The 14,458-nt window shown below is 71.0% G+C and carries 17 protein-coding genes and 1 pseudogene; 12 read left to right on the top strand and 6 right to left on the bottom strand.

The genetic code is table 11. The annotated features are described in order from the left end of the window. The first annotated feature begins 16 nt into the window (after positions 1 to 16). Both DFR74_RS08765 and DFR74_RS08760 read left to right on the top strand, forming a co-directional pair. Complete coding sequence (locus tag DFR74_RS08765) at positions 17 to 805, top strand: ABC transporter permease (RefSeq protein WP_067514327.1); 789 nt, start codon at positions 17 to 19, stop codon at positions 803 to 805. 130 nt (positions 806 to 935) lie between these two features. Beyond that, positions 936 to 1,580, top strand: a complete 645-nt coding sequence (locus tag DFR74_RS08760) for a DUF6328 family protein (protein WP_228788453.1) — start codon at positions 936 to 938, stop codon at positions 1,578 to 1,580. A gap of 95 nt (positions 1,581 to 1,675) precedes the next feature. Here DFR74_RS08760 and DFR74_RS08755 read toward each other — a convergent pair whose 3' ends face one another. Continuing rightward, positions 1,676 to 2,011: an RNA polymerase-binding protein RbpA gene (locus DFR74_RS08755; RefSeq protein ID WP_030202367.1), complete on the bottom strand. Its 336-nt coding sequence runs from the start codon at positions 2,009 to 2,011 to the stop codon at positions 1,676 to 1,678. Positions 2,012 to 2,174: 163 nt separating this feature from the next. Next, the gene (locus DFR74_RS08750; RefSeq protein ID WP_067514315.1) at positions 2,175 to 2,489 is read right to left on the bottom strand and encodes a MerR family transcriptional regulator; all 315 of its coding nucleotides are present in this window, start codon (positions 2,487 to 2,489) and stop codon (positions 2,175 to 2,177) included. A 147-nt stretch (positions 2,490 to 2,636) separates the two neighbouring features. Here DFR74_RS08750 and DFR74_RS08745 point away from each other — a divergent pair, with 147 nt between their 5' ends. From DFR74_RS08745 to DFR74_RS08725, 5 genes and pseudogenes are all read left to right on the top strand, one after another. Next, positions 2,637 to 2,918 (top strand): hypothetical protein, encoded by a 282-nt coding sequence (locus DFR74_RS08745; protein ID WP_067514316.1) that lies wholly within the window; start codon positions 2,637 to 2,639, stop codon positions 2,916 to 2,918. A gap of 251 nt (positions 2,919 to 3,169) precedes the next feature. Then, entirely contained in the window at positions 3,170 to 3,382 is a 213-nt protein-coding gene (locus DFR74_RS08740; protein WP_067514317.1) for a hypothetical protein, read from the top strand. A 43-nt stretch (positions 3,383 to 3,425) separates the two neighbouring features. Further along, positions 3,426 to 3,611 (top strand): annotated as a pseudogene (locus DFR74_RS37035) (cold-shock protein); the annotation flags it as partial. Positions 3,612 to 3,784: 173 nt separating this feature from the next. Then, complete coding sequence (locus DFR74_RS08730) at positions 3,785 to 4,681, top strand: dihydrodipicolinate synthase family protein (protein ID WP_067514319.1); 897 nt, start codon at positions 3,785 to 3,787, stop codon at positions 4,679 to 4,681. A gap of 129 nt (positions 4,682 to 4,810) precedes the next feature. Next, positions 4,811 to 5,149: a hypothetical protein gene (locus DFR74_RS08725; RefSeq protein WP_084538219.1), complete on the top strand. Its 339-nt coding sequence runs from the start codon at positions 4,811 to 4,813 to the stop codon at positions 5,147 to 5,149. A 1-nt stretch (position 5,150) separates the two neighbouring features. Here the strand turns inward: DFR74_RS08725 and DFR74_RS08720 are convergent, their stop codons facing one another. From DFR74_RS08720 to DFR74_RS08710, 3 genes are all read right to left on the bottom strand, one after another. Then, on the bottom strand, positions 5,151 to 5,639 hold the full coding sequence (locus DFR74_RS08720) for a hypothetical protein (protein ID WP_067514320.1): 489 nt from the start codon (positions 5,637 to 5,639) through the stop codon (positions 5,151 to 5,153). 195 nt (positions 5,640 to 5,834) lie between these two features. After that, complete coding sequence (locus DFR74_RS08715; RefSeq protein WP_067514329.1) at positions 5,835 to 6,863, bottom strand: hypothetical protein; 1,029 nt, start codon at positions 6,861 to 6,863, stop codon at positions 5,835 to 5,837. A gap of 197 nt (positions 6,864 to 7,060) precedes the next feature. Next, entirely contained in the window at positions 7,061 to 7,744 is a 684-nt protein-coding gene (locus DFR74_RS08710; RefSeq protein ID WP_084538220.1) for a M23 family metallopeptidase, read from the bottom strand. A gap of 184 nt (positions 7,745 to 7,928) precedes the next feature. On the opposite strand from DFR74_RS08710, the gene DFR74_RS08705 reads away from it, so the two are divergent. Further along, positions 7,929 to 8,288 (top strand): ArsR/SmtB family transcription factor, encoded by a 360-nt coding sequence (locus DFR74_RS08705; RefSeq protein ID WP_067514322.1) that lies wholly within the window; start codon positions 7,929 to 7,931, stop codon positions 8,286 to 8,288. Here DFR74_RS08705 and DFR74_RS08700 read toward each other — a convergent pair. Then, a complete protein-coding gene (locus DFR74_RS08700; RefSeq protein ID WP_067514323.1) occupies positions 8,270 to 9,250 on the bottom strand; it encodes a glycosyltransferase family 9 protein in 981 nt (326 codons plus the stop codon). The two genes, DFR74_RS08705 and DFR74_RS08700, sit on opposite strands and share 19 nt — an antisense overlap. A gap of 197 nt (positions 9,251 to 9,447) precedes the next feature. Between DFR74_RS08700 and DFR74_RS08695 the strand changes: the two genes are divergently transcribed. The 4 genes from DFR74_RS08695 (at position 9,448) to DFR74_RS08680 (ending at position 14,447) form a co-directional block, all read left to right on the top strand. After that, positions 9,448 to 9,861 carry a VOC family protein gene (locus DFR74_RS08695; RefSeq protein WP_067514324.1) on the top strand — a complete coding sequence of 138 codons (414 nt, stop codon included), beginning with the start codon at positions 9,448 to 9,450 and terminating at the stop codon, positions 9,859 to 9,861. Positions 9,862 to 9,963: 102 nt separating this feature from the next. Further along, entirely contained in the window at positions 9,964 to 10,545 is a 582-nt protein-coding gene (locus DFR74_RS08690) for an HdeD family acid-resistance protein (protein ID WP_067514325.1), read from the top strand. Positions 10,546 to 10,710: 165 nt separating this feature from the next. Beyond that, positions 10,711 to 12,144, top strand: a complete 1,434-nt coding sequence (locus DFR74_RS08685) for an MFS transporter (RefSeq protein ID WP_170160719.1) — start codon at positions 10,711 to 10,713, stop codon at positions 12,142 to 12,144. Positions 12,145 to 12,221: 77 nt separating this feature from the next. Continuing rightward, entirely contained in the window at positions 12,222 to 14,447 is a 2,226-nt protein-coding gene (locus DFR74_RS08680) for a glycoside hydrolase family 3 C-terminal domain-containing protein (protein WP_113975017.1), read from the top strand. Positions 14,448 to 14,458: the final 11 nt, after the last annotated feature.

The raw sequence follows: 14,458 nt of genomic DNA, 5'->3' as shown, positions 1-14,458 counted from the left end.
CTTCACGTCCCCCAAACTGCGGGTCTTCCGGGACAGCGCGATCGTGGCGCACCGGAACCTGCTGACCATCCTGCGGGTGCCGACGCTGCTGGTGACTGCCACCATCCAGCCCCTGATGTTCGTGTTCCTGTTCGCCTACATCTTCGGCCCCACCGTGGGCGGCGGCCAGTACCGGGAATTCCTGCTGGCGGGCATCTTCGCGCAGACCGTGGCGTTCAACGCGGCCTTCACCACGGTGGGCCTGGCGGGCGACCTGCACCGGGGCATGATCGACCGGATGCGCACGCTGCCGATGTCGCGGCTGGCGGTGCTGATGGGGCGCACGCTGTCGGACCTGGTGGTGAACATCGTCGCGGTCGCGGTGATGGTGGGCTGCGGTTACCTCGTCGGCTGGCGGATCAACGGCGGCATCTGGGACGCGGCGCTGGCGTTCGGCATCATCCTGCTGTTCGCGTTCGCCATGTCGTGGGTGGGCGCGGTGACCGGCCTGATGTCGCCGTCGGTGGAGGTGGCGCAGAGCGCGGGCCTGATCTGGCTGTTCCCGCTGAGCTTCATCTCCTCGGCTTTCATCTCCGCCCAGACCCTGCCGCAGCCGCTGCGGACCATCGCGGAGTGGAACCCGATCACCGCCGTCGCGGCGTCGGGGCGCAAGCTGTTCGAGAACGGCGCGCCGCCCTCGTTCGGCGTGCCGACGGGCTGGCCCGCCGAGCACTGCGTGGAGTACGCGATCCTGTGCTCGGTGGCGATCCTGGCGGTCGCGATCCCGATCGCGCTGTGGCAGTACCGCAAGGTCGCCAGCCACTGAGCCCCTTCGCAAGAGGCCGGTTCCGATTCGGGACCGGCCTCTTTTCGTCGGCCCGGCCGATTCGGGGCGGCGAAGGCGGGTAGGGCGTAGTCAGGCCGGGGCGCCGAATGATTTGCCAGAGGAACCACCCATGTCCACACCGCACGCACCTCTCAGCGGTGAGGGGCCGCGCGAGAAACGCCGCGAGTCCGCGCCCGCCGCGCACGACGCGTGGAACCTGCGGGCCCGCGCGGAGACGCCGACGCAGCGATTGGACCGCAACTGGGCGCACCTGCTGCAAGAGTTGCGCGTGCTGCAAACCGGCGTGCAGGTGCTTACCGGATTCCTGATGATCCTGCCCTTCCAGCCCGCGTTCGGTGCGCTCTCGGACGGGATGCGCGCCGTCTACCTGATGACGGCCGCGGCCGCGGTGTGCGGCGCGATCGTGCTGATGGCGCCGGTGGCCTGGCATCGGCTGCTGTTCCGCCGCAGGCGCCTGCAGACGCTCGTGTGGGCCGCGCACCGGTACGCGATGGTGGGGCTGGTGCTGCTCGGGGTCGCGATCGGCGGGGTGTGCACCTTGATGGTGGATCTGGTGGTGGGACCGGTGGCGGCCGCCTTCGCCGGAGCGTCGACGGTGGTGCTGTTCCTGGTGGTGTGGCTGGCCGCGCCGATGCGCAGGCGGTGGACGGCGGGCGAGCCGGACCACGGTCTGCCGGTGCGGCGGCGGGATCGCCGGGTGGTGCGCGGGACGGGACCACCCAACCGGCGGGGAGTGCCTGGGCTGATGCGGTAGTGCGTTATCGCACGCGGTGCCGGGGTGCATCGAGTGCCGGGTGAACAGCACGAAGGCCGGCTCCCGTGTCGGGAACCGGCCTTCGTCTGTCGTGCTCAGCCGCGGCGGCGGGTCTTCAGCAGCTCGAGGCGCTCCTTGAGGAGTTCCTCCAGCTCTTCCTTGCTGCGGCGTTCCAGCAGCATGTCCCAGTGGGTGCGCGGCGGCTTGACCTTCTTGGTCTCCTGGGTGGTGCCCTCCATGAGGGTGCCCTCCTGGCCGTTGCGGCACAGCCAGGTCGGGGGGATCTCCGCGTCGTCGGCGAACGGCACGTCGAACTCTTCACCGTTGTCGGTGCGGTAGCGGGCGATCCGACGCGGAGCCAGGTCGTGGTCGCGATCGGTCTCGTAGCTCACCGCTCCGAGCCGACTGCCCCGGAGTACGCGATCTGCCATGGTGTGCCTCTCCCTGTGTGCTCGAGTCTTGCGCTGCCACCGACATCCGCGAGTTGCGGACCTCTGGTGCAACGAACGGGCCTGCGTCAATAGTTCCCGACACGGCGGCGGTGAACCGTTCCATTGTAGTGGGTGCGCGTTCACCTCCCCGCCACGCGCCGGGTCAGGCGGTGCCGTGGTCGTCGCGGAGGCGGTGCAGATCGGCGTGCAGTTCGGCGTTGGCGTCCTCCAGATCGAGGATGCGGCCGATGCCCGCGAGGTTGACACCCTGGGCGACGAGGTCGGTGATCCGGCGCAGGCGGGCGAGGTCGTCGCCGCTGTAGCGGCGGGTGCCGCCGTCGCTGCGCGCGGGGGTGATGAGTCCGTGGCGTTCGTACAGGCGCAGGGTCTGTACGCCGATACCGGCGAGGTCGGCGGCCACCGAGATGGCGTAGACGGCGCGGCCGGGGTCGGGTACGGGGTGGTCGTCCTGTGGCATCGTGCTCCCGCGTTCATCGGCATCAGATTTTCTGAGGGTATCCACTTGCGATCACTTCAATCCGGTGCTATAAGAAATATGTGTCAGGTGACACAGATTATCTGACACGAACCGCAGGGAACCGAACCGGACATTCGGAGTGACGCCATGCGTGACATCGAGATCCCGGTACCGCTGGACGAGCTGGACGCGCGCCTGCTGGCGCTCGACCCGGACCTGGCGCCGCTGGTCGCGGAGATCGAGGAGATCTTCGCCGAACTGCCCGCGAGCCGACGGGTCCCGGTGCGACCGCGACTGCGCACCCGCCCGGCCCGGCCGGCGGCGGTCACGCCGCGGTTTCCCGAACCGCCCCGCCTGACGGGGCTGCCGCGACGACGCGTCCGGGCGACGCAGCGCGGCCCTCCGCGGCGTGCGCGCAGCAGGACATGAGGACATGAGCCAGGAGGTGATAGCCGAATCGGAGTCCACGACCAGGTTCGCGTCGCGGGATGCCGACCGCGCCCAGCACCCGGCGCCGTCGAGCACAGCGACCAGATCTCCGCGCACCGCCACGTCCGTGGCACGACCGGGCGCGGCGGCATCCCCGGCGGCGGACCACTATTCGCAATGTCACGTCTTCCTTCGCGGGGCGGGCCCGGCAGCGGTGCCCGTCCCGTCCCGATGGGCAAGGAGGTTCGCCGATGACCACGATCCCCACCCGCGACGACGCGGACCACGCCGACCAGCAGACGGTCGTCCACGCCGCCGATCGCGACATCGGCTGGGACGACGGCGCGTTGCCTCCGCTGACCGAACGCGTCCGGGCGGGCTTCGACGCCGCCGACCTCACCGACCGACTCGACCAGGCTCTGATCACACCGCTCCCCGATGACGACTATCCACTCGCCTACTGACACCGCCCCCGTTCCCGACGCCGCGCCGGCCCACTGGCATCACGGCACCGTCGCGTGGTTCAACGCGGAGAAGGGTTTCGGGTTCCTCACACCGGACGACGGCACCGCCGCGGTGTTCGTCGACTTCACGAGTATCGACGTGGTCGGCTACCGGACGCTGAGCGCCGGTCAACCCGTCATCTACACGATGCGGGAGACCCGGCGCGGGCCCGAGGCCACGTGCGTGCGCCCCTACTCCCGCGCGCAGACCGGATCGTCGGCGCGAATTCCCTTGGCGCGCCTCGGTTCCTGCCTGCCCCGGTGGGGTGCACGGGACCGCGCCGTGTGAGTGGTCTTCCCCGGTGCGGCTGCCGCACCGGGGAAGGGGACCGGTCGCGGGCCGGTTCGTGGGAATGTGGTGGGGTGGATGTGGAGATCGTTTCGCCGGTGGTGGCGTCGGTAACGCCGTTCGGGGAGTCCGGGCGGGTGGATCACGGTGCGCTGGCGGACTTCCTGGCATTGTCCGCGTCGGCGGGAGTCCGTTCGATGCTGGTCGGCGGGACGACGGGGGAGTTCCCGAGTCTGACCGTGGGGGAGCGGCGGACGCTGCTGGAGCGCAGCCGCGCATCGTGGGCAGGGACGGTGATCGCGCACGTCGGAGCGACGGCGGTCGAGGATGTGGTCGCCCTCGCGGACCACGCGCGGGAGTACGCGGACGCGGTCGCGGTGGTCGCGCCGTACTACTTCGCCGACGCGACGGGTGTCGAGGCGTTCTTCCGGCAAGTGCTGCAACGGGTTTCGATGCCGGTGTGGTTGTACAACTTTCCCCGGCACACGGGGAACGTGATCAGCGGGGCCGTGCTCGAGCGGCTGGCGGCGGAGTTCCCGCAGCTGGTCGGGGTGAAGGAGTCCGGCAAGGATCGCGACGTGACCGCGGCGATGACCGCGTTGCGCCCCCGGCTGTCGGTGTATCTCGGCGACGACGGCGCGGGTGCCCGCGTGCGCGCCTTGGGCGTCGACGGTGTGGTGAGCGGCGCGGGCGGGCCGGTGGCGGAACTGCCCGTCGCGATCGCCCGCGCGGTGGCCCGCGATGACCTGCCGCGCGCCGACGCGGCGCAAGCGATCTTCGACCGCTACAGCGCGTTCCGGCGCGAGATCCCGCTCAGCGACATCGCTTTCGCCAAAGCCGCCGTCGCCACCCGCCTCCCGGGATTCCCGGTCGCGGTGCGCGCCCCGCTGACCGCGGCCGACGCGCAACAGCGCCGCTCGATCGACACCTTCCTGCGCGAGCGGATCCTCGACGAGCTGCCCACGCTCTGAGCTCGACAGTGGCCCACGGATTGCCACGCTGCGCGACGCCGGGGCCGCGTGGGTGACGTGTCAACGTGCGGCGTTGGTGGGAGGGGTGGGGAGGGGCGCGCTATCGTGTCCGGCGTGCCTCATGCGTCCATGCCGGGTCGTACCGTCGTCGATCGTCATCTGTCGTGCCTGTGGTGCGGGCGGGAGATCGTGGAGTCGGAGGGCGGGCGGCGCAGGCGGTACTGCAGGCAGTCGTGCCGGCAGCGGGCCTACGAACACCGGAACAGCTTGAAGGGCACCGGGATTCCGGAGGATTCGGTGGTGCTCAGCGCGCAGGAGGCGGCCGATCTGGCAGACCGGTGGTTCGCGGCGCGCTGCGCGGCCGAGGACGTCGCCACCGCCATCCAGGAGGGCGCCGACCGCGACGAACTGGCCGCGCTCAGCGCGACCCTGGTGGACCTCGCCCGCGACGCCGAACGCCTGCGGTGACTCAGCCGACGCGCCGGTAGGTGAGCGGGAAGTCCTCGGTCCACTGCTCGCCGTTCGCCGAGATCTCGTAGGCCCCGCTCACGCGGTCGCCGCCGTCGGAGATCGCGCCGACCCACCGCTGGGAGAAACCCGGCTCGAACCGCCAGATGATCCACGTCGCCGAGTCCAGCTTCATCCGATACGTGCGGGTGACACCGCGCGAGTCGTAGGTGTGCATGACGAAGACGTCGTCGCCCTGGTACCCGATGACGTTCAGGGCGTCCGGCATGTCCGGATGGTCGCTGACGGACCGTTCGGTCAGGAAGTGCTTGCCCGGCACCCACTCGAAGGTGGACCTGCCCGGCACCGTCAGCTCCGGCGCGCCCGGCCCAAGGAACCCGGCTCGGAAGTGGGCCGCCGTCTCCCAGGTCCCGACCAGGAAGTCGAGCCGGTCCAGGGCGGGGTCACGTCCGGCGGGGATGTCGGCGGGTTCGATCGACTCGGTGGACATGAGCGCCTCCTGTGCTGTGCGCGTACCGGAACAAACGCCGGCGGCGCGGCCTGAACATCGGGGTGCGTGGTCCGAGGATGCGTCGCGGTCGGGCTCGGTTCCCGCTGTTCGAGGCGTTGCGCCCGGGTGAGGTTGCTCTGTTTCATGCTACGCAGCGAACCTGGTCAACACGCCGGAACGAGCGGGCCGGGCCTCTCACGCGGTGGAACTGCGGACGGTGGGCCGCGGCCTGGCGTCGAGTTCCGCGCGGGCGCGGGTGTAAACGGTCGCGGTCGTGAGGGCGACGAATCCGAGGACGGCCGCGGCGGCCGCCAGGGTGGCGGCGTCGGGATGGATCAGGGGCTGCGCGCGCATCGCCTGGGTGAACACGATGACCAGCGCTCCGCCGTAGCCGAGGGCCAGCACACCGACGAGCACGGCGCGGGTGCGTTCGTCGCGCAGCCAGACGTGCCGGTGCGCCAGCCAGGCCAGCACCACCGCGGCGAGCAGCAGGACCTGGATGCCGTGCAGGCCGACGAAGTGCGGGACGCGCAGATCGCCACCGACCGTGCTCCACTGCGTGATCGGCATCCCCGGCCCGGCGTCGCGCACCAGTTCCCCGGGAGCTCCGTCCGGCAGAACGGTATGGCCGGCGACCAACTCGACTATGTCGCCGTTGGCGTCGCGCACGAGCTGCTTCCCCGTGAACCCCATGAGATAGCCGAGCGCCATACCCATCACGGCCAGCACAAGGCCCGCTTGTATGGCCCGTGTGGTCGGCCGGTCCGCCAGGCGCTGCCATATCAGCATGACCATGATGAGCACATTCGCGAAGAACAGTCCGGGCACGCCGGACGCGAACACCGTCTGGCCGATCGAGTTGACCGGGTCCTCGGCGGTATTGAAGTGGCTGAACGTGCCGCGCGCGGCTTGCAGGACGATGAATCCCACGTCGATCACGCCGGTCACCGCGAACACCGTCCCCAACCACCACGTGAAGCGGGATCCTTTGTGCGGCAAGGAGAGCAGCCACGCCAAGGTGAGACCGTAGAGGGCGAACGCGAACCCGAATTTGAACGTCTTCAACCACACCGACTCGCCCAGCAGCTGCCGGTCGTCGGCGAGCATGCCGATCACCGAGGCGAGGGTGAGCGTCGCCATCGCGGCGGACATGTACAGCAGCGGCCGGTGCAGACCCGTCGTGGCGCGGATCGTGGCGGGTGCGGCGATCTCGGTGGTGACCATGCGATGACGGTAGGAATCGGCGGCGCGCGCCCACGTCCCGCGACGGGACGATTCGCGGCTCATACCGTGGTACCGGATCGCGCTCCAGCTCACTCCCCGGTACGCGAAACACCCGTGCCCGCGAACGAAAGTCGTTCGCGGGCACGGGTGCCGGAGGAGTTTCGCGAGCCCCTCATCTCACTCGCGAACCCGATACATCAGGCCGGGTGGCGGAACACGTCCACACCGCGCGCGGCCAGCCACGGGATCGGGTCGATCGGACCCACACCGGGCATGTGCACCTCGTAGTGCAGGTGCGGACCGGTGGAGTAGCCGCGGCTGCCGACGGTGGCGATCACGTCACCGGCGCGGACGTGCTGGCCGACCGACACCAGGATGTCCTGCATGTGGCCGTAGACGCCGACGCTGCCGTCGTCCTGCTGGATGCGGACCCACAGGCCGAAGCCGGAGGCGGGACCGGCCTCGAGGACGACGCCGTCGGTGACGGAGACGATCGGCGCGCCCATCGGGTCACCGAAGTCCAGACCGGCGTGCATCGCGCCCCAGCGCATACCGTAGTGCGAGGTCAGCATTCCCGCGACCGGACGGACGGTCTTGGGGCGCGCGGCCTCCTGGGCCAGGCGGTGCTGTTCCCACAGGACGGGCTCGGGCACGATCTGGGGCATCTGCGCTTCGCGGGGTGTGAAGGCGGTGAACTCCACGGCGTGCGACTCGATGGAGTCGGCAGCCGCGGGAGCGGCGTCGTCGGGGCCCACGGCGGCGAACAGGCCGAGCGAGGCGCCGACGGCGGCGGAGACGGCCACGGCGCGGGTGGCGACGCGGCGTCGGCGAGAGCGGGTCACGCCGGGCCGCCGGTAAAGTAACGGATCGGTCACGGGCATGGAAACGAACGTACGGGAGTCCTCACGGCGTTCCGTAATCTTGTGGTTACCCTCACAGGGGTACAAAAGCCCAGGTGGCGTGTCACGACTAGGTAACGACGCGGCGTGTCTCCGTTTGTGACCTCGCGATTTGGGGTAATCGCGCAAGTTGACCGGAAGTGTGCCAGTTGATCACACTATGTGAGTGGCGACTAACGGAGTTCGGGCGCTCGAAGCGCTGGCCGACCCCACCCGGCGCGCCCTGTTCGAGGCCTTGCCGCAGGGTCCGCGCTCGGTGGGCGAACTGGCGGCCCAGGTCGGGGTGAGCAGTTCGGCGGTCTCCCAGCATCTGAAGATCCTGAAGGCGGCGCGCCTGGTGGCGGTGCGGCCGGAGGGCACCCGGCGGCTCTACACGCTGGACCCGCGCGGGCTCGGCGACGCCCGCGACTACCTGGAACAGTTCTGGCCCAGCGCGCTGGCCGCCTACGCGGCCGCGCTGAGCGAGGCCAGGACCGAGAGCGAGACCAGGCCGGGCGGCGAACCCGCTCAGCCCACCCGGCGGTAGGTGGGCCTGCGCCCGGCCGTCCCCGGCCAGGTGCGCTGATTGAGCTGCTTCTCCAGCGCCGCGATCACGTCGGGCACGTCGATGCTGAGCAGACCGGGGTCGGGGGTGTCGGCGTGCGGATCGCCGACCTGCCCCGCCCACAGCACCGCGTGCCTGCCCAGCAGATGCGGCGGCGGCCCGCCCCAGCGCGGCGGCGTGGGCCCGAACAGCAGCACGGTGCGGGTGCCGAACGCGGTGGCCAGCCGGGCGACGCCGGTGTCGCCGCTGATGAGCAGCGCCGCCTCGGCGACGGTGGCGGCGATGTCGATGAGGTTCTGTTGGCCGGCCAGCACCCGGTGCGTGGACAGTCCGGCCCGCGCGGCGACCGACAGCGCGAGATCGCGCTCGGAGTCGTCACCGGTGAGCACCACCTCGCGGCCCAGCACCAGCAGATGCCGCACCACCGCGGCGAACCGCTCGGGCGGCCAGCGGCGGGCGGGCGCGCCCGCGCCCACGTGCACCACCACGCAGTCGCGGTGGCTGGTGGTCGAGACCGGCGGCACCAAGCCCAGATTGCGCCGGTCGGCGACGATCCCGTCGGATTCGAGCAGATGACACCACCGCTCCACCGGATGCATGTCCTCCACCCACTCCGGGCCGCCGTATTCGGGGAACGCCGGATTGCGGTAGGTGAGCACGCGGCCGGGGGCGATCTTGGTCAGCTCCACGATGCTCTCGGTGTTGGCGCCGTGCAGGTTGACCGCGAGTTCGGGCGGCGGTCCGTCCCAGCGCAAGGTCCCCAGATCGGGGGTCGGCAGCAGGGTGTCCACCGACGCGATGAGATCGACGATCGGCTTCAGACGGTGGGGTGCGGCCAGGACGATGTGATCGCTCGGCCGGGCCCGCCGCAGCGCGCGAAGCGCCGGGACCGCGGTGAGCACATCACCGAGTCCGCGTGCCTGGAGCACGAGTACAACCGCCACCTTTTCTCCCTAGCAACCCGAAGCCCACGAATCATGTTCTCCGCCTCGCGACCACGCGCGGCGAGAGGCACTGACCGATGACTTCCCCGGGGGGTTGAGCGGTAAACGTCCGCGGCCCGGGACGTAATCGACGCCACCCTCCGCGCGGGCGCAGTAGGCTCGCCGGTGGCGGAAAACTACAGGTGAGGAGCTATGCCATGGTCTCCACGCTCAACCCGTACCTGGGCTTCGGCGACAACGCGCGCCCGGCGCTCGAATTCTACCGCGACGTCTTCGGCGGCACCCTGCGGATCAGCACCTTCGGCGAGTTCGGTGACAAGGACGCGCCCGGCGCGGATCTGGTCATGCACGGCCAGCTGGAGACGCCCAGCGGGTACACGCTGATGGCCTCGGACACCCCGCCCGGCATGGAGTACGAACCGGGCAGCGCCATCTCCATCAGCCTCAGCGGCGACGCGGCCGAGGAACTGCGCGGCTATTGGGGCAAACTGATCGAAGGCGGCGTCGTGACCGTGCCGCTGGAGAAGCAGATGTGGGGCGACGAATTCGGCATGTGCCGCGACCGTTTCGGCATCTCGTGGATGGTGAACATCAGCCCGGTGGGGACCTAGGTCCCCGGCCCGGTGAGGACTTAGGTCACCAGTGCGTATCGGGCGGCGCGTTGCTGCCGCGATAACCCCGAAATCCACTGGTCGCGGGCCTAACATCTGATCATGACGACAAACAGTGTGCTGGAGGGTCCCCTGGAGGCGCTCGCCAAGAGCGCCTGGACAACCGTCCTCGTCACCGGGGCGCTCTCGGTGATCCTCGGTGTGATGATTCTGGTGTGGCCGGGAAAGACGCTGTTGGTCGCGGGCGTCCTGTTCGGCATCTACCTGGTGATCTCCGGGGTATTGCAGCTCGTGGCCGCCTTCGGCGCGACCGCGAGCGCGGGAATGCGCGTGCTGTACTTCATCAGCGGCGTGCTCTCGATCATCATCGGTATCTTCTGCTTCCGCGACGAACTGGCCTCGATCCTGCTGCTCGGCATCTTCATCGGCATCGGCTGGCTCTTCCGCGGCGTCGCCGTGGTGGTGGCGGCCCTGTCCGACCCGGAGATGCCGGGGCGGGGCTGGCAGCTGTTCTTCGGCGTCATCACCGCCATCGCGGGCGTGGTGCTGATCGTGTGGCCGGTCACCTCGGTCGCGACCCTGACGCTGGTCGCGGGCATCTGGTTGATCGTGCTCGGCATCATGGAGATCATCACCGCCTTCGGGGTCCGCAAGGATGCCAAGGCGCTCGCCGAGAGCCTCTGATCGCGCGCTGACGGCGGCCGGTTCGTACGCGGACCGGCTGCCGTCTCCTGCGCCGACTCCGGTGGATCGCGCGGGATTTCGGCTCACCGCGATTTCGGTGGATCATCCTGAACGGAAGCGTTTCCGGGAACGGAAGCGATGTCGGGCGCCCGGTACGGTCCGGACGTGCGACCAGCCCCTGATCACCGTGCCGCCCTGTGGTGCTGCCTCGGCGCGGGTTTCGCCACGCTGCTCGACAGCGCGGTGGTGGCGTTCACCGCGCCGGCCGTGCAGGCGAACCTCGGCCTGTCGAACGCGGGCGTGCAGTGGTTCCTGGCGGCGTTCTCGCTGACCTTCGGGCTCGGACTCGCCCCGGCCGGCCGCCTCGGCGACGCCTACGGACGGCGGAAGCTGTATATCGCGGGGCTCGCGCTGTTCCTGGTCGGGGCGGTCGTCTCGGCGTGCGCGCCGGGCGCGTGGCCGTTGATCGGCGGACGGCTGATCCAGGGTTTCGGCGCGGGCGTGATCAGCGCGCAGGTGCTCGGCGTGATCCAGGACGTCTTCACCGGCCCGGACCGGCTGCGCGCGCTGGCGCGCTACACCGCCGCCGGCGCGCTGGCCGCCATCGCGGGACCGGTCGCGGCCGGGGTGGCGCTGTGGGTGCTGCCGCAGGAGTACGCGTGGCGGGCCGTGTTGCTGGCGCCGGTGCCGTTCACGATCGCGACGATCGTGCTCGGCGTGCGCGGACTGCCCCGGGACGTGCGGGTGCGGCGCGCCACGGATCTGGACCTGCCCGGGATCGCGGCGCTCGGCGCGCTGGTGGTGCTGGTGACGATTCCGGTCATCGATCCGGGGCTGCCGGGGCGCGCGGTGGTGGCCGTCGTCGTGTTCTGCGGCGTCCTCGTCGCGGGGCTGGTGCTGTGGGAGCGCGGCTACGCGCGGCGGGGGCGGCTGCCGCTGTTCGCGCCCGCGCTGATGCGGTCCAGGGGCTACGTCACCGGAAATGTGGTGGCGCTGTTGTGGTTCGGGTCGGGGTTGGCGTTCGGCACCGTCAAGACGGTGTTCTTCCTCCAGGCACTCGGGATTCCGGCGCTGGCCGTGGCGGCCGCGATGATCCCGTCGGCGGTGGCGCGCCTGGTGGCCGCGCGCTGGGGCCAGCGCTTGTTCGCGCGACACGGCGCGGCCGTGGTGACCCACGGGTTGGTGGTGGCGGCGCTGTGCGTGGGCGCCAGTGTGCTGGTGTCGTTCTGGTGGGACGGGATGGCGTTGTTCGCGGCGCTGTCGGTGATCCAGGTGGCGGCGGGCCTGTCCAGCGGGGTCGTGGAGCCGCCGCTGCGCGTGGTGACGCTCGGGTTCTCGCCGCCGTCGCTGCACGGCGTGGCGGCCTCGTTCCTGCAACTCACGCAACGGCTTTCGGCGACCTTCTGCATCGCCGCCGCCACTGGATTGCTGCTGGCGTTCGGCACTGCGGCGTCGGTGGTGTCGCTGCGGTGGTCGATGGTGTTGTGCCTGGTGGCCGCGGTGCTGGCGGCGGTCGCGTCCCTGGTGCCGGAATTCCGCGCGGGCGATGCGGGCCCGGTGGCCGCGCCCCGGCGCGAGCCGGCCGTGGAAGTGAACTGAACCGGGGAGATCACGCTCGGGCCGTGCGGGCGCGGCCATACTGGATCGCGGAACAGCCGCCGATCCGAGGAGCCTCGATGACGAGCAAGTCCGATCTGTCCGACCTGTCCGTGGAAGACCGTGCCGCGCTCGGCAGCGGAGCGGATTTCTGGACGACGAAGGCGATCGGCCCCGTCGGCTCGGTGACCATGACCGACGGCCCGCACGGCGTGCGCAGGCAGGCCGGCGCGACCGACCACCTCGGACTGGCGCAGAGCCTGCCCGCCACCTGCTTCCCGCCCGCCGTGGGGCTCGGGCAGAGCTGGGACCGCGACCTGGTGGCCAGGGTGGGCGCGGCGCTGGGGCGGGAGGCGCGCGGCCTCGGGGTCGATGTGCTGCTCGGGCCGGGCATCAATATCAAGCGGGACCCGCGCGGCGGCCGCAACTTCGAGTACTACTCGGAGGACCCGCACCTGACCGGCGCGCTCGGCGCGGCCTGGGTGACGGGGGTGCAGGGCGCCGGCGTCGGAGCGTCGCTGAAGCACTTCGCCGCCAATAACGCCGAATACGACCGGATGCGCATGAGTTCGGACGTCGACCCGCGCCCGCTGCGCGAGATCTACCTGCGCGCGTTCGCCCACATCGTGCGCACCGCGCGCCCGTGGACGGTGATGTGCTCCTACAACCGGATCAATGGTGTGCACGCCGCGCAGAACCGCTGGCTGCTCACCGACGTGCTGCGCGGCGAGTGGGGATTCGACGGTGTGGTGGTGTCGGACTGGGGCGCGGTCGCCGACCGGCCCGCCTCCGTGGCCGCCGGCCTCGATCTCGAAATGCCCGGCGGCAACGGCGCTTCCGACGCGCAGGTGGTGGCGGCGGTGGCGGCGGGCACGCTCGACGTGTCGGCGGTGGACCGCGCGGCGGAGAACGTCGCGCGGCTGGCGGCGCGGGCCGAGGCGGGCCGCGCGCTCGCCGAGGACGGTGACACCGTCGACGCGCACCACCGACTGGCGCGCGAGGTGGCGGGGCGCTGCGTGGTGCTGTTGCAGAACGAGAACGGTGTGCTGCCACTCGCGCCGGGCCGGTCGCTGGCGGTGATCGGGGAGTTCGCGGCCGAGCCGCGCTATCAGGGCGGCGGCAGCTCCCATGTCAACCCGACCCGCCTCGACATCCCCCTCGACGAGATCCGCGCGCTCGCCGGGACGACGCCCGTGACCTACAGCCGCGGATTCACCACCGACGGAACGGATTCCGGCGCGCTGCGCGCCGAAGCCGTGGCGGCGGCGCGCGCGGCCGACGTGGCCGTGCTGTTCCTGGGCGTGGCCGCCGCGCAGGAGTCCGAGGGCTTCGACCGCGACGACATCGAGCTGCCCGCCGGCCAACTCGACCTGCTCACCGAGGTGGCGCAGGTGCGGCCCGAGACGGTGGTGGTGCTCGCGCATGGCGGTGTGGTGCGGCTGGCGCCGGTGGCCCGCGCGGCGGCCGCGATCCTGGACGGCGGTCTGGTCGGTCAGGCGGGCGGTGGCGCGCTGGCGGATGTGCTGTTCGGCGTGGTGAATCCCTCGGCCCGGCTGGCGGAGACGGTGCCGATGGCGCTGGCGGATGTGCCCGCGTACCAGAACTTTCCGGGCGAGCACTCGCACGTGCGCTACGGCGAGGGACTGTTCGTCGGATACCGCTGGTACGACCACCGCGCCATGACGGTGTGCTTCCCGTTCGGGCACGGGCTGTCCTACACCACGTTCGCCTACGACGGCCTCGCGCTCGACGCGGGCGAGTACGGCATCCGCGTCCGCGTCACCGTCACCAATACCGGCGACCGCGCGGGACGCGAAGTGGTGCAGGTGTATTCGGGGCTGCCCGGCTCGGCGGTGGCGCGGCCGGTGCGCGAGCTCACCGGTTTCGCGGTCACGGCCGAGCTGGAACCCGGTGCGAGCGAGGATGTTTCGATCCTGCTCGCCCGGGACGATCTGGCGTACTGGGACACTCGCGTCGACCGGTGGGTGCTCGAACCCGGCACGTACCGGGTATGGGTGGGCGCGTCCAGCCGCGATCTGCGGGTGTCGGGCGAGGTCGACGTCGCGGGTGACCAAGTGCGGGTCCCGATCACACTGGAGTCCACGCTCGGCGAGGCGCTGGCCGAGCCGGCGACCGCCGCCGCGCTGGCCGAGGTGTTCGGCGGGATGGCCGGGGGCTTCGGCGGCGGCTCCGCGCTCGGCGTGGACATGATGCGGATGATCGCCTCCATTCCGCTGAACCGGCTCGCCGGGTTCGGGGTCGACGCCGACCGCCTCGCCGCGGCGCTGGACGCCGACGCGCCGTGATTCGGCGTGCG

It is taken from the genome of Nocardia puris (assembly GCF_003315035.1).
GTDB lineage: Bacteria > Actinomycetota > Actinomycetes > Mycobacteriales > Mycobacteriaceae > Nocardia > Nocardia puris.
The sequence above is the reverse complement of the archived record's forward strand: the minus strand, read 5'-3'. Positions and strand labels throughout refer to the sequence as shown.

What these genes read in the sequence shown, in the direction of transcription:
- DFR74_RS08755 (WP_030202367.1), bottom strand. Translation starts at nt 2,011, where the DNA reads ATGGCAGATCGCGTACTCCGGGGCAGTCGGCTCGGAGCGGTGAGCTAC.
- DFR74_RS08680 (WP_113975017.1), top strand. Translation starts at nt 12,222, where the DNA reads ATGACGAGCAAGTCCGATCTGTCCGACCTGTCCGTGGAAGACCGTGCC.
- DFR74_RS08715 (WP_067514329.1), bottom strand. Translation starts at nt 6,863, where the DNA reads ATGGTCACCACCGAGATCGCCGCACCCGCCACGATCCGCGCCACGACG.
- DFR74_RS08690 (WP_067514325.1), top strand. Translation starts at nt 9,964, where the DNA reads ATGACGACAAACAGTGTGCTGGAGGGTCCCCTGGAGGCGCTCGCCAAG.
- DFR74_RS08750 (WP_067514315.1), bottom strand. Translation starts at nt 2,489, where the DNA reads ATGCCACAGGACGACCACCCCGTACCCGACCCCGGCCGCGCCGTCTAC.
- DFR74_RS08695 (WP_067514324.1), top strand. Translation starts at nt 9,448, where the DNA reads ATGGTCTCCACGCTCAACCCGTACCTGGGCTTCGGCGACAACGCGCGC.
- DFR74_RS08740 (WP_067514317.1), top strand. Translation starts at nt 3,170, where the DNA reads ATGACCACGATCCCCACCCGCGACGACGCGGACCACGCCGACCAGCAG.
- DFR74_RS08720 (WP_067514320.1), bottom strand. Translation starts at nt 5,639, where the DNA reads ATGTCCACCGAGTCGATCGAACCCGCCGACATCCCCGCCGGACGTGAC.
- DFR74_RS08760 (WP_228788453.1), top strand. Translation starts at nt 936, where the DNA reads ATGTCCACACCGCACGCACCTCTCAGCGGTGAGGGGCCGCGCGAGAAA.
- DFR74_RS08725 (WP_084538219.1), top strand. Translation starts at nt 4,811, where the DNA reads ATGCCGGGTCGTACCGTCGTCGATCGTCATCTGTCGTGCCTGTGGTGC.
- DFR74_RS08745 (WP_067514316.1), top strand. Translation starts at nt 2,637, where the DNA reads ATGCGTGACATCGAGATCCCGGTACCGCTGGACGAGCTGGACGCGCGC.
- DFR74_RS08710 (WP_084538220.1), bottom strand. Translation starts at nt 7,744, where the DNA reads ATGCCCGTGACCGATCCGTTACTTTACCGGCGGCCCGGCGTGACCCGC.